Annotated in this window: 14 protein-coding genes; 4 read left to right on the forward strand and 10 right to left on the reverse strand. The window is 46.9% G+C overall.

All coding sequences use genetic code 11. The annotated features are described in order from the left end of the window. Nucleotides 1–148: 148 nt before the first annotated feature. The 3 genes from EIM92_RS20985 to EIM92_RS20995 all read right to left on the reverse strand — a co-directional run bounded on the left by EIM92_RS20985 (nt 149) and on the right by EIM92_RS20995 (nt 2,664). Nucleotides 149–373, reverse strand: coding sequence for a helix-turn-helix domain-containing protein (locus EIM92_RS20985; protein ID WP_009225122.1), 225 nt, complete (start codon nt 371–373; stop codon nt 149–151). Nucleotides 374–503: 130 nt separating this feature from the next. After that, complete coding sequence (glpK, locus tag EIM92_RS20990; RefSeq protein ID WP_125084500.1) at nt 504–1,994, reverse strand: glycerol kinase GlpK; 1,491 nt, start codon at nt 1,992–1,994, stop codon at nt 504–506. A gap of 226 nt (nt 1,995–2,220) precedes the next feature. Further along, nucleotides 2,221–2,664, reverse strand: a complete 444-nt coding sequence (locus EIM92_RS20995; RefSeq protein WP_125084501.1) for a MarR family winged helix-turn-helix transcriptional regulator — start codon at nt 2,662–2,664, stop codon at nt 2,221–2,223. Between the two features lie 250 nt (nt 2,665–2,914). On the opposite strand from EIM92_RS20995, the gene EIM92_RS21000 reads away from it, so the two are divergent. The 3 genes from EIM92_RS21000 to nagA are packed head-to-tail and all read left to right on the forward strand — an operon-like array spanning nt 2,915 to nt 5,702. Further along, nucleotides 2,915–3,781 carry a MurR/RpiR family transcriptional regulator gene (locus EIM92_RS21000; protein ID WP_164515244.1) on the forward strand — a complete coding sequence of 289 codons (867 nt, stop codon included), beginning with the start codon at nt 2,915–2,917 and terminating at the stop codon, nt 3,779–3,781. Between the two features lie 5 nt (nt 3,782–3,786). Beyond that, nucleotides 3,787–4,515 (forward strand): glucosamine-6-phosphate deaminase, encoded by a 729-nt coding sequence (gene nagB / locus EIM92_RS21005; RefSeq protein ID WP_125084503.1) that lies wholly within the window; start codon nt 3,787–3,789, stop codon nt 4,513–4,515. Between the two features lie 2 nt (nt 4,516–4,517). Further along, nucleotides 4,518–5,702 (forward strand): N-acetylglucosamine-6-phosphate deacetylase, encoded by a 1,185-nt coding sequence (gene nagA / locus EIM92_RS21010; RefSeq protein WP_125084504.1) that lies wholly within the window; start codon nt 4,518–4,520, stop codon nt 5,700–5,702. A 76-nt stretch (nt 5,703–5,778) separates the two neighbouring features. Here the strand turns inward: nagA and EIM92_RS21015 are convergent, their stop codons facing one another. After that, nucleotides 5,779–6,891, reverse strand: coding sequence for a YhcN/YlaJ family sporulation lipoprotein (locus tag EIM92_RS21015; RefSeq protein WP_125084505.1), 1,113 nt, complete (start codon nt 6,889–6,891; stop codon nt 5,779–5,781). 138 nt (nt 6,892–7,029) lie between these two features. Here EIM92_RS21015 and EIM92_RS21020 point away from each other — a divergent pair, with 138 nt between their 5' ends. Continuing rightward, a complete protein-coding gene (locus EIM92_RS21020; RefSeq protein WP_125084506.1) occupies nt 7,030–8,091 on the forward strand; it encodes a glycosyltransferase family 4 protein in 1,062 nt (353 codons plus the stop codon). Nucleotides 8,092–8,177: 86 nt separating this feature from the next. Here EIM92_RS21020 and EIM92_RS21025 read toward each other — a convergent pair whose 3' ends face one another. The 6 genes from EIM92_RS21025 to EIM92_RS21050 all read right to left on the reverse strand — a co-directional run bounded on the left by EIM92_RS21025 (nt 8,178) and on the right by EIM92_RS21050 (nt 13,882). Beyond that, on the reverse strand, nt 8,178–9,251 hold the full coding sequence (locus EIM92_RS21025; RefSeq protein ID WP_246021096.1) for a glycosyltransferase: 1,074 nt from the start codon (nt 9,249–9,251) through the stop codon (nt 8,178–8,180). Nucleotides 9,252–9,268: 17 nt separating this feature from the next. Beyond that, complete coding sequence (locus EIM92_RS21030; protein WP_125084508.1) at nt 9,269–10,258, reverse strand: polysaccharide biosynthesis protein; 990 nt, start codon at nt 10,256–10,258, stop codon at nt 9,269–9,271. 44 nt (nt 10,259–10,302) lie between these two features. Next, complete coding sequence (locus EIM92_RS21035; protein WP_125084509.1) at nt 10,303–10,998, reverse strand: glycosyltransferase; 696 nt, start codon at nt 10,996–10,998, stop codon at nt 10,303–10,305. A 58-nt stretch (nt 10,999–11,056) separates the two neighbouring features. Then, nucleotides 11,057–12,346, reverse strand: coding sequence for a nucleotide sugar dehydrogenase (locus EIM92_RS21040; protein WP_125084510.1), 1,290 nt, complete (start codon nt 12,344–12,346; stop codon nt 11,057–11,059). A 91-nt stretch (nt 12,347–12,437) separates the two neighbouring features. Continuing rightward, on the reverse strand, nt 12,438–13,370 hold the full coding sequence (locus EIM92_RS21045) for a glycosyltransferase (protein ID WP_125084511.1): 933 nt from the start codon (nt 13,368–13,370) through the stop codon (nt 12,438–12,440). A 101-nt stretch (nt 13,371–13,471) separates the two neighbouring features. Then, entirely contained in the window at nt 13,472–13,882 is a 411-nt protein-coding gene (locus EIM92_RS21050) for a hypothetical protein (RefSeq protein WP_125084512.1), read from the reverse strand. Nucleotides 13,883–13,946: the final 64 nt, after the last annotated feature.

A 13,946-nucleotide genomic window follows, 5' to 3' on the forward strand; every position in this document is an offset into this window, starting at 1 on the left:
CAAGCGCGCATGAAGCTACAACTCTAGCATGGCTAGCCGATGATCTCGTTGACGTTAACTGGTTCAACAAAAAACCTTCTAATTCCTCTCCGTATATGGATAGAGGATTTAGAAGGTTTACGGTTTCTTGACGTGCTTTGGCAAACCGTCAGATTTTTAGTTCCCCAAGCTTGATTAGCTCGACAACCGCTTGCGCACGACCTTTTACGTTCAATTTCTGCATGACATTAGAAATATGATTCCGTACGGTCTTTTCGCTGATGAATAGTTGCCCCGCAATGTCGCGCGTCGTTTTATCCTGCACGAGGAGTTCAAAAACTTCCCGCTCACGATGAGTCAACAGAAATTTGCTGTTACGATCGCTGCTTTTCAAAATGCGTCACCCCTCCTTGCTCGGGTTTTGTGGTATAACAAGGTTAAGGGATACAGTCAACACATATTATGAAAAAAAACGGGTAAGGGTGCGATACAAAGCAAAAATGGGCTGCTGTGCAGCCCATTCCTCATTTAAATGACATCGCGGCATATACGGCCTTTTTCCAGCCGTTATACAGGAGTTCTCGATCAGGCTCAGCCATCGTCGGCATAAATCTGCGCTCTACAGTCCAGATCCGGCGAATTTCATCCAGATCCCCCCAATATCCAACGGCCAATCCTGCCAGGTAAGCCGCTCCCAGTGCGGTCGTCTCTCGAACAGCAGGTCGTTCCACAGGAACATTAAGAATATCGCTCTGAAATGCCATCAGGAACGTATTCGACACTGCTCCGCCGTCTACCCGCATCGTATTCACCTCGTAGCCGCAATCCTTCTCCATCGCCACAAGAATATCCTTTGTCTGATACGCCAAGGATTCGAGTGTAGCTCTGATAAAATGCTCTTTGCTCGTCCCCCGCGTCAGGCCGAATATGGCGCCGCGAACCTCACTGTCCCAGTACGGACTGCCAAGGCCGACAAAGGCCGGAACGACGTACACCCCTGCCGTAGAATCGACACGTTCGGCGTATCTCTCGCTATCCTTCGCCTCCCGGAACATTCTTAAACCATCTCTTAACCATTGTATGGCCGAACCCGACACAAAGATACTTCCTTCAAGGGCATATTCAATTTTGCCGTGAAGCCCCCATGCAATAGATGTAATTAGCCCATGCTCTGACGAAACCGGCTTTGCTCCCGTATTCATCAGCATGAAACAGCCTGTGCCATATGTTGTTTTCACCATACCCTGCTCAAAGCAGTTCTGTCCAAAAAGAGCGGCCTGCTGATCTCCCGCGGCTCCGGCAATGGGTACCTCATGGCCGAAGAAATGATAGGATGCGGTATACCCGTAAACTTCCGAGGATGCGCGAACTTCGGGAAGTATGGCTTTCGGCACATCAAGCAAATCCAGCAGTTCATCATCCCAACAGAGCTGATGAATGTTGTACATCAGGGTTCGCGATGCATTCGAGTAATCCGTGACGTGCACCTTCCCTCCGGTCAGCTTCCAAATCAGCCATGAATCGATCGTGCCGAAGAGCAGTTCTCCCTTCTCTGCACGATCCCTGGCTCCCTCTACGTGATCTAGAATCCACTTTACTTTCGTGCCCGAAAAATAGGGGTCGATTAATAGCCCCGTCTTCTGCTGAAATATAGAGTCATACCCAGCGGCCTTCAGCTCTTCACATATGTCCGCCGTCTGGCGGGACTGCCATACGACGGCATTGTAAATATGATTTCCACTCTCTTTTTCCCAAATCAAGGCCGTTTCTCTTTGATTCGTAATACCGATCCCGGCTACTTGCCCCGGCTTAACCCCTGATTCTGACAAACAAGAAGCGATTACCGCGAGAACAGAACCCCAAATCTCATTAGGATTGTGCTCGACCCATCCGGGTCTTGGAAAATATTGCGGAAATTCACGCTGTGCCGAGTGTACAATTTCACCTTGCTTGTTAAAGAGAATAGCGCGCGTGCTCGTAGTCCCTTGATCTAGTGCAAGTATATATTCATTCATAAGCATCCTCCGCTCTTTGTTCGCTTGTTCAATTTATATATTTTTCATAAGTATAGAATTGAAATATCCAAAAACACATAGTCATAATTGTAATATTAACCCCATTCTACCCCGATGGCGGATAACGTGACAAATAAAAAAGGCACCACTAGGCACCCTTCCTTGAACAGAGTATTCACGTTGTCCCCCTACGCTACGACGGTTCATCTTCTTCGGGTTGTCCCGTTCATTTTTCTTTCATCCGCCCAGCCTCATCAAACTTGTTAATCACGCGCTCCAGTATTGTCCTCTCATTCTCATCCAAGCAACCAAAATAGTACGCAAGCACTTCCCTTGACTTCTTTCGTGCTTCCTCATACGCATCCTTGCCCTGCTCTGTGATAGACAACAGCACTGCGCGCCGATCTTGATCGTCATGCCTGCGTTCTACATAGCCGCTTTGAACAAGACGATCGAGCATAACCGTAATTGCGCTCGGTTTCACGACGAGCGATTCCGCCAAATAAGTAACATTGCAGCTTTGTTCTTTGGCTATAAGCGACAGCATATGAAACTGCGGACCGGTTAGTGCCTGCTCGCGATGCTGCATTATTTCGTGACGCAGCTTTTTGGCAACCATCGAATATTTCAATTGGAGCCGGTCTATATATTGATCGAGATTCGGATCCACATTATTCCTCCTCATCGGACAGTCATTCAAACTAAGCTGACTCAGCTTAAGCATTATTAGCTAGTGTATTATGCGCTTCTTAAAAAAACAAGGAAGACCGTTTCAAAAGTGTCACAGGAGTATAATAAAACACCTTGCATTATAAAGTGGAATATTTTATTATGTACTAAAATAGTTTTCATGTTTTATGATCTATACACAAAAATTATTTTCTTATCTATTGTGCATTCTTCAGAGGAAAGAAGGTGAAATTAACATTCTTACTCCTATTCTGCACGCGTTGTCTGCTCAAATGGACGCCTTGTCACCCCAAGAAAGACGCTTGGCAGAACATATTTTAAATGCACCTGCATCCGTTATTCACATGGGTATTACTGATCTCGCTGAGGAGTGCGGAATCAGCCCTTCGACAGTGACAAGATTTTGCAAGTCGTTTCATTTCAAAGGATTTCCGGATTTTAAAATGAAGCTGGCTTTTGAGTTGGCTCATAAACCTTCAGAAAGTCATTATCAGGATATTATTGAAGGTAACGATCTTCATAGAATCGTGCAGGCTATGGAGGCCAATCACTTGGCTTCGATTACCGATACAACCCGTCTATTGGATATTTCTCAACTTCAAAAAGCTGTGGAGACACTTTGTCGCGCAAAGCGGATCGATCTGTACGGCGTGGCTACTTCCTCCGTCATTGCGCAGGATTTCTACCAGAAGCTCATACGCATCGGCAAGAACTGCACGGCCTTTGCCGATTCCCACATGCAGATCACTTCTGCTTCCAGCTTAAGCGAAGGTGATGCAGCATTGGCTATTTCATACTCTGGAGAAACGCCGGAAACCATCGATGCGCTGCGCTGTGCCAAAGACAGCGGTGCCGTTACGTTATCCTTAACCCAATACGGCAGCAGCAGCCTTGCATCCTTAGCGGACATATCCCTATTCTCTTCTTCTTTAGAGGAAGGTATGCGCCGGGGCGATATGGCCTCGAGAATTGCCCAGCTCCATGTGATCGATATTCTATTTACGGGAATGGTAAGTCTAGAGTTTACCGAATATACGCCGAAACTGAAAAATTCTTATCAGAATGTCCAAATCTATCGTAAGACTACAGGAGGCTAATAAATATGTTCAATATTATTAAAGTAAACAATGAACAGCAATTCAATGAGACCGGAGCAGGAATTATTGCAAGTCTGCTGCAAACGAACCCGCGAGCTACGCTAGGACTAGCTACCGGGGGAACGCCCGTTGGAGTATATAAACACCTAATCGAGCTCTATAAGCAAGGCCTCGTGAGCTTCAAGGATGCCCGCAGCTACAATCTGGACGAATATATCGGCCTGCCGGAAGATCATTCGGAAAGCTATCGCAGATTCATGAACGAGAAGCTGTTCAATCATGTAGACATAGATCCAAGCAATACGCATGTGCCATCAGGCGTATCCGGCGATGGGCATAAAGCAGCAGCAGAATATAATTTGTTGTTGGAAAAGGCTGGCCAAATCGATTTACAGCTTCTCGGCCTTGGCCATAACGGACATATTGGCTTTAACGAGCCGGCCGAGCATTTGACGGCAGCAACGCATGTAGTCGAGCTGGATGAAGTAACTCGTAAAGCCAATGCGCGTTATTTTAACTCCATCGATGAAGTACCAACACATGCAATTACAATGGGCATCGGCTCTATTCTAAAAGCGAAGCAAATTTTGCTGATGGCTAAAGGAGCAGACAAGGCTGAAATTGTTGCCAAAGCTCTTAAAGGGCCCATCACAACTCAATGCCCTGCTTCCTTGTTGCAGCTTCATCCAAATGTCGTCGTTATTGTGGATCAAGAGGCTGGGGGGCTGTTATAAAAATGAGCGCCTCGAACCGGAGTTTCCAAATTGCTCACGCCGAGGTCGTTACGCCTAAAGGCATTATTCATGATGGCGCGGTGGTTGTAGAGGAAGGCCTTATTGCATACGTAGGCTCGACATCAGGTTTGCCTTCAGATTCTCCGGCTTCAGCCTCAACGATTGACGCTGGCGGAAGCTATATCCTGCCTGGTTTTATTGATGTTCATGTGCATGGCGGCATGCTTGAAGATTTCTCGATTCCAAGCAAAGAGGCATTTGATGCAATTACAAAGCTGCATTGCAGTCAAGGGACTACATCCATGCTCGCTACAACAATGACAATGCCATATGACGTTATCGATGAAATACTGCGTGAAGTTAACGAGTATATGTCGAACGATATGCCTTATGCTCAATTGGCAGGAGTGCATTTGGAGGGACCTTTTATAAGCCCAAAATGGCCTGGTGCACAAAATCCTACGCATATCGTGCCTCCAAACCGCTCCTGGGTCGAAGCATGGAACAATAGATATCCCGGCCTGATCAAACAGGTTACCTTTGCCCCTGAAAGAGATGGAGCTCTAGAACTGATCCGTTACCTTCGGAAAGAAGGCATCGTCGCTGCTGCTGGGCATACCGATGCTTCCTACGAGGAAATGATGGCCGCGGTTCAAGTCGGACTTCACCATGCCGTCCATACGTTCAATGCGATGACGCCTCTTCACCATCGTAAACCGGGAACCGCCGGCGCAGTACTAAGCACCCCGGCGATCAGTGCTGAAATTATCGCAGACGGTATTCACGTCCACCACGCCGCAATAAAGCTGTTAGCACAAGTAAAAGATGACAACAATCTCATCTTAATTACGGATGCCATGTCAGCAGCAGGGCTGGGAGACGGTGAGTATATGCTCGGAGACCTTCCTGTCATTGTGAAGGATAGTGTCTGCACCCTTAAGGATAGTGATAATACGCTTGCCGGCAGTACCTTAACAATGATTCGTGGCTTTCGCCATCTCGTGCAGGAAATCGGCCTTTCTGTAGAAAGAGCTTCTGAGGCGGCCAGTCTGAACCCAGCCAAACTCATTCGGATGGATCATTTGACTGGTTCCGTGGAGACCGGCAAACAGGCAGATTTATTGCTGGTAGACCAGAATTTGAATCTACAGAGCACTTGGGTCAAAGGACGGAAATACGAATCATAATCCACAATTTAAAAAGCAGCAGCTAAGGATGATATGATACCATCCTCAAAGCTGCTGCTTTTTTGGTACACTATTCTTATCGAGTTACTCCTCCTGAGAATCCTGCGCCACTACCTGTTCCTGTGCCTGTAGTACCAGACATGCCTGTGCCCGTCCCAGTTGATCCGACACCGCCGCCTGTATTTCTATATCCGTTTGGCCCTGTCATTGTACCCGCACGTCCTGGAAAAATGCGATTAACAAGCTGTTCAAAGTCATTAACATACCCCTGCAATGTAGCCCCGCCCCGCGACTGTGTTGCATAATTGCTGACATTGGTTACGAAGTCCTGATGCCCGGATACATACACATTACGAATATGCGGTGCCGTCTTCTTCACAGCTTGAGAAATTTTATCCTTTACACTTTGAGGAACATTGTCTACTACATTGGCGCCAGTGCCTGTACCTAACCCTACAACGTTACCGTTGCCTGTGCCATTTATGTTGGATGTGTTGCGGCGCGTACTCTTCATACCGATCGTACCATCCGTTCCACCATTCATACCCGCTCCCCCTTGATTGCCCCGGGTTCCGGTATCGAACAGACTTCCAATTACTCCCGATCTGCCGCCAAATCCATTATCCGCTGTGCCTCGGTTGCTATAATTCGCCCCATTGGTGCCCCTGGGGTTAGTGGTATTAAAGCCTGTTGTCCCATAACCCGTTGTACCGTAACCCGTTCCATAACCTGTTCCATAACCCGTTCCATTTCCTGCTATTCCTCTACGATAGCCATCCATACCGTTTGGCATCAAGCTCGTCGCACCATAGTTTGTAATCATTCCGTTGCTTTGTCCAGCTGACCGTCCCCGTTGATTATTATGAAGCGTTACAGCTACATAAGCGTCGCGATCCGTTACGACAACATGTGCGGATTGAATCTCGCGAAGCTGGGATACTTTGTTGCTTAGAGCCGGACTGTACTTCAAAGAATTAATGCGTTCACTCTGTCCGTTGCCAAGGCTTCGCGTAAAATTTCGATTGCCATCGCGCAGCGAATTCACATCATAATTCCCTTGATTGTTGTTCCGGACGCCTTGGGATCGCATATTGTTGTTATCAGTTCTTGTCCCACAGCCCGTAATTCCCACCATACTGGCAAGCAATGTTGCAGACAATGATAAGCTAACTACTTTGGCAATTCGCATGTAGTCATCTCCCGTTATTAAAGTGATGTTATGATGAACATCTGTTAGAATGCACGGGGGAGAGTTTTTGCATACAGGTAAACATAACCGGACACCAAGCGTACAATAGCATATACAATGATTTGAGGTGATTCTTGAATGAAAATATTGTTTACCTTTTACGTTCCCAGCGGCGGTGTGGAAACGCTGAATCGCCTTCGCTGCGAAGCACTTAAAGAAATCGGCATCGAAGGGCATCTCCTTTATCTGGAAGGCGGCTCCGGGCTTCAGAACATTTCAGGCATTCCTGTATATATTTCCCCTACCGATGATGAATTGCACAACCTTCTTAAGTTACATATGTACGATGCCATCATAGCAACCTCAGACTACCTCATGACGCAAAGATTACGCCAAGTCGGTTATACAGGCCCCATTGTATACGAACTCCAGGGGCTTGGAACGCGGGAACAGGCCGAACAGGCTCTAAAGGAAGCGGAGCCCATCTTACGGGAATGCTGCCAAGCTGCGCTAATGCCTCCGACTTCGCATCTTGTCGAGCTGGTTACTGAGCTATGCCCCTCCATTCCTCGTTATATCTTTCCTAATCCACTGGATACCGTAACCTTCTCACCTCGTGCCGTGGAAGCTTCAGCTCGGCCAATCATCGCCTGGATCGGGCGACTCGATAAGAATAAAAACTGGGAATTATTCCTTCACATCGCTCACTCCTTAGTACTGGCTAAGCCGGAGCTCCTTTTTTGGATCTTTCTAGACGACAAACTCAGCTCGGAAGCAGGAAATAACTCCTTCTGGGAGATCGTTCGCTTGCGGGGGCTCAACGAGCACTTACAGGTCTTTTCCAATGCTCCGCACTCAAGCATGCCGAATTACTTATCGAGTGTCGGTGAATCGGGAGGTTTTCTGCTGTCAACCTCCTATCTCGAAGGCTTCGGCTATGCTGTTGCCGAAGCCATTTCATGCCGCTGTCCCGTACTCAGCAGCGACTCAGATGGAGTCCGTTTTTTTATCCGCCATAATGAAACAGGCAAATTCTTCGACATGGGAGATGTTTCGGGAGCCGTCAAAGAGGCACTTGAGCTAATGAATGATCACAGGCTGCGAGAGAAGATTCGCAGTAACGGCCATGAATTTATATCGGGATTGATGACGCCACGGCAATATGCGGAGAGTTTTCGCCAAATGCTTTTGACTCTTTAAAAAGCCCAACATAACTATTGCAGATCAAGTGCAAAAAGGCTGTCCCTTCGTTACCAGGTAAATAACGATAAGGACAGCCTTTCTTTTCACAGTGGATCATCATTACTCAAAGGTAAACCAAGCGCACGCTGGAGTTTGAGACGATTCTCAAGCAGGCCTTGTTCCTGCGGAAGATACTCCAGGGCTTTTTCGTTATGATGATATGCGTTGTTAAGATCTCCTCGTTGTGCGTAACATATACACAATCGGCTATGTGGAATCCATGTGCGAAGAGTGCGGTTCTCCATAACAGCGGGGGAAGAAGCATTATGCAGGGCCTGCAAATACCAGTAAATCGCAGCGGCCCATTGCCCCCTTCCTTCAAAACATCCTCCTATGGCGCAACAGATTTCGCTTTGAGGCAGATCATATTGGAATGATCGTAGCAATGCCTCCAGCTTTTTATCCACTAAACCAAGCTGGCCGTAACAATCCGCGAGTTTGATGCAGGCCAGTATATAATCGTCCATATGTTGGCTAGGTTGCTTTAAAAAATAATTCAATTGTACAATCGCTTCCTCATACCGCTTCAAATCTGCCAGCTCGCTCCCATAATGCAGGAGAAGGCGGCCTTCAAGGCCACCACCTGAAGCAATACAGCTTTCAAGGATCTTTAGATTACGTTCCGTATGCACACCCTGTCTGCAATGTGTTACGGCCACATCCGAATATGCTATGCTTGCCCTGGATACATCTATATCCTCATGGACGATTCCTTTCCATTTAAATTTCTTATCCCTGCGAACAAGCCGGTACCTCCGGGTCAATATAAGGGGCACTCCTGCATCATCAAGCGCTAGATGATAATCCATCATGACAACTTCTTGATTCGGATTCAAGGTTCGCTTTAATTGCTTCAATTTACCTCGGTCCGGAGGCAGTAACAAGTCATCGGCATCCAGCCACATAATGAATTGTTTCGTGGCACGGTCAAAGGAATAATTTCTGGCAGCTGCAAAATCATCAATCCACGGAAAATCATAAATTTTCGCAGTATAGTGACCGGCGATTTCTTTCGTCCGATCCGTAGATCCGGTATCGACGATAATAATTTCATCGACGATATCACATACTGAATCAAGGCACTTCTGCAGCTGTTTCTCTTCGTTCTTTACGATCATGCATAGACTGATGGAGATCAGGAGATAAATCCTCCTTCCCGGAGCAGATCAACGATCTCCTGGTTAGAGATCAGACTGTCGTTGGAATGATATTCATCGAAATGAATGCGCTGGAGATGGCTGTATTGCTTATATAGATGGACAGGAGGATTGGATGGAAGGATGACGAAGTACTGTTCATTGTATTTGTACGTATAAGGTGATTCATATCGGGAGACAAGCACCTCGTGCAGCTTCTCCCCTGGCCTCATTCCGATTTCCTTCAAGGGCACGGTATGACCCAAGTAATGATCAGCCAACGCATCGGCAATGTCGGTAATGCGGCAGGCTTTCATTTTCATAACGAACATCTCGCCGCCGATCGCTGTTCTCGCCGCCTTAAGCAGCAATTCGATCGCTTCCTCCAACGTAAGGAAAAAGCGGGTCATTTGACTGTGGGTTATTGTCAGTTCGCCCCCGGATTTTAATTGTTGGATAAATAAGGGTACGACGCTGCCATTCGTTCCTAATACATTCCCTCCTCGTATGCAAGTGAACCGGGTATGCTCACTTAAATAATTCGCATGAATCATCAGCTTTTCCCCGATCGCTTTCGTCATGCCGTACGTGTTGATTGGATCTACAGCTTTATCGGTAGATACGTCAATAACCTTAAGCACCTTTTGGGCGATGCTGGCGCGAATTATATTCTCAGTGCCAAGAACATTCGTCTTTAATGCCTCTGTTGGCTGATGCTCGCACACAGGAACATGCTTCAGGGCAGCTAAATGAAATACATAGTCCGCTCCCTTGCACCCGGATTCAACCGCATCGTAATCGCGAACGTCTCCGATCACAAATTTCAGCCTGTAGTCATATCCGAACTCCCGCTGCATCAGTACCTGGGCGTATTCGTTACGGGAGAAGATGCGTATTTCTCTGGGATTGTCCCGGAGCAGTGTCCGAGTCAATGTCCTCCCCCATGATCCGGTACCCCCGGTTACAAGAATAATTTTATCCTTAAACATTACAGCACCTTCCTCTCGGTCCGTTCATCGAAATTACCACCTTACTATTTAGGCGGATTATCCATATAATCGCGAAGAACGGCATTAATTTCATCGAGCTGCATGCGATTCTCACCCGGAACAACCTTTGGTGACGTATTAGTCGAATGCACGACATTGACCCAGTTGCGTCCAGGCAGCTTCTCATGGGGGAATTTAATGACATGACCATGATCCCTAATGGTGTACCGATCACCTTTCAGGAAGTTATTAACTTGGTAGATTAATACGTAAAATTGAGGAGAAGCATAGAATTTAGGAGCCATGACGTGGCGATCCCGATCCCAGTAATACCCGTTCTGATTAAGCAAAGCCCAGCTTTCAGGCTGATGCTGATAATCATGCAATTGTTGAAAATAATCCTTATGCAGCAAATCATCCGAATCCGTTCTAGCAATATAGAGCTCATCTGCCCCTTGAATGTATTCGGATATCGCCTGCTCGTACTGTTCCACCGGGACAAAACGGATATGATCCGGCAGCGTAATGCCCAAATCCGTTAATACTTCATAAATAACATCATGCGAGCGTGGATCGTATTTAAGCAAGGTCAAGAAATTTTGATTACCCTGGTGCTTCAGGCTGCTTAGCGTTAAATCCCGAAACAGCTTGATCCGATGCTCCACCCATGGCCGGGTTAACCGATCCCGGCACATGCCCATATTGTTAAATCTAATATCAATAACCAATCGCCTAGTCAATTGGATGATCCCTCCTGTTTAATAATTCAAGAAACGTTAAAGTTGCTGCACCGGCCTGCTATGCTGACCCCAGCCCACCTCCGCCAAGGACAACGACCTTTGCCTTTCCGGCCATACCAGCAGTGGCATTTCTTGTGTCGAAGACAAGGCGTGAATGCTTCAAAATACGCTCAAGCGGTAAATCACGATGGTCGGTGGCGATCACAACGCAGTCCGCCCGGCGGATTTCAGAACTACTGGCCTTTGTTGCCTTAAGCACTGTTCCTTGGACGTCAAGCTCAGCAATGTAAGGATCGTAATAGATTACCTCCGCTCCCTCCTTGACCAGTAAACGAATCAAATCAATGGAACTCGATCCCCTGATGTCGGCAACATTTTTCTTGAAGGTAATGCCCATTATAAAAATTCGGAGACCCTTCATGCTTTTCTGCTCGAGCGCTTCCTTTAGCCTTGAGAGGACGTATGCAGGCATGCTGCGGTTGATACGTGACGACAGCTCGATGAACGAACTGGTTACACCAATTTGTTGAGTTTTCCATTGCAGGTAGTGGGGGTCTACAGGTATGCAGTGCCCCCCGATCCCCGGACCGGGGTAGAAGGCCGTATATCCGAATGGCTTAGAAGATGCCGCCTCGACGACCTCCCACACATTGATATTCAATTTGTCGCAGAGGACAGCAAATTCATTGATGAAAGAGATATTAACAAAACGGAAAGTATTCTCCAGCAGCTTTGTCATTTCGGCGGTATCTGTAGAGGATACCCTGATCACCTTATCAAAAACATTCTTATATAAACGCTCCGTCCGAAGCGCGCATTCCCCGGTCACGCCGCTTACCACTTTGGGGATAGATGTCAAAGAAAATTGTTCATTGCCCGGATCAACCCTCTCGGGAGAGAAGCCTATAAAAATATCCTTGCCCGTTATTAGGCCGCTTTCCTCCAGCAAAGGCATCAATACTTCTTTGGTAGTGCCCGGGTAGGTCGAGCTCTCCAACGTCACTAGCTGGCCAGCTCTTAAATAAACTCTTAAATGTTCAGCTGCATCAATAAGGTACGATAGATCCGGCACGTGCTCCTTTGTCAAAGGCGTAGGGACACAAATGATTACCGACTCAGCCAATGTAACCGCGCTAAACTCGGAAAATAAAGTGAATCTTCCCTGTTCAATGGCCAACTGGATGATTCGATCCGGCACATCGGCTATATAACTCTTTCCTTTCTGCAGGCTCTCTAGTTTTTGTTGGTCCAAATCGATTCCTATGACGCTATACCCCTTATTCAGAAAAGCTGCAGCCAGCGGCAAGCCTACGTAACCAAGACCAATAATTGCAATATTTCTATCCACTTTCAGCCCTCCTTCTCCTATACTGCTAGAATAGTATATGAGAGGATGATCTTCTCAGCTTGGATGCATGCTTAGCTTAACTCCCTATTTTTCATCCATTTCTTACAATATTCCGAATGATTTTTAGCAATTTTTTCGCACGAACAGCAGTGGTATGATTCTCATGGATAAATTCGTGGCCTTGTCTAGTAATTCGCTCGCGCAAGGCTTCGGCGTGGGGTTGTAAATAATACTCCACCTTCTCTTCATAATCCCGTTCAGAGATGGCAACAAAATGCACTCCTGGCTTGAAGCCCAAATCTCTCAAATCCTCATTGGGTGGAGCCATTAGAAGCGTATAGCTGGCCGGAACCTCAAAATACTTGCGAAGTGAGTATTTATAAATAGAGTCACAGGTTAGGAAGATCTTCGCCCGGTTCGCCTCCATCGCAAATCTTTGCGCCACGAGTGCAGGTTTGTCTGCATCGAAGTTGGCATATCCCGGGTGTTTATGGAAGACAAACCAAGGCTCTTTTAAATATCTAGTCTTCATTAAGTGTCGCAAGGGATATATTCTACGGTTGATGGCTCCCATGAGTAAAACATCAATATCCTTGGTTTGATGATAGTTCCTAAATACGCTAGGCTCTGCGAAATGAGGAAGCCAGTATAAATTACCCTCATATTCGGGATATCTGTTCCGAAAAGCACTGCGATATATCGTAAAAATGTTAGGTGGCTTTCTCATCAGGAACGCCCTTCGCCGATCGACGTGTCCATGAAGATCATGCATGATCATCCCCCACGGAATTTGCAGGTCAAATACGCCTTCCACCGGAGGACAGTGCGTGGAATGAAACATATCATTCAACAAAACGAAATCAGGAGTAAACGGTAATCCGCGAAGAATATCGGGCATTTCCCCGCCCTCATGGCATAACGCTAAATCCGCATGCTTGGCAAGCTCCAGTTGCAAATAATGAAAATTTCGCTCCAGATACTGACTAAAGTCTTTCGTAATAAACAATATTTTAAGCCGCTGCATCGCTCCCATCCTTTCTCAAGGCGGCCGTTCCGATCCCAGTTCTCGATTTTAAAAAGCTTGAAAGCTTGCCGGAGTGCTCCTGACAAGCTTTCAGACAAATCTTAATCAGGTGATGAAGCGGTACCTACAAATGTTTCAGGACCATTGCGAATTGACGTTGACACGCCCGAAATAAATGAGGAATATATCGTCTGCAGTGAGGCTGGCGCATTCAGATCAGCGGCGACAAAGCTCTTATTATCCGTGTTGCTATCTTCGCTCACAGCACCTTCCAGCGTATAAATTACGTTAGCGGGTGCATAGGTTGCACCACGAACGATTTCAATCCGGAAAGTATCGCCAATATCCCCTAATATCCCGACAGTTCCATGTAGAATAACGATTGGGTTAGCCACGTTCTGCGTCTGCAGCCCGATGATTCCAAACAACTCGGGCGTAGAGGACAGCGGGGTACCTGGAAAACCCGGCTGGTTTGAGTTTATGGACACTCTGGCATCTAGAAAAACTCCCAAGATGAATTCACCTCCTAAAATTCCAAGCTACATTACCCTATGCTAAGACGTCCCTTTGTGAATA

The organism is Paenibacillus lentus (genome assembly GCF_003931855.1).
Classification (GTDB): domain Bacteria; phylum Bacillota; class Bacilli; order Paenibacillales; family Paenibacillaceae; genus Fontibacillus; species Fontibacillus lentus.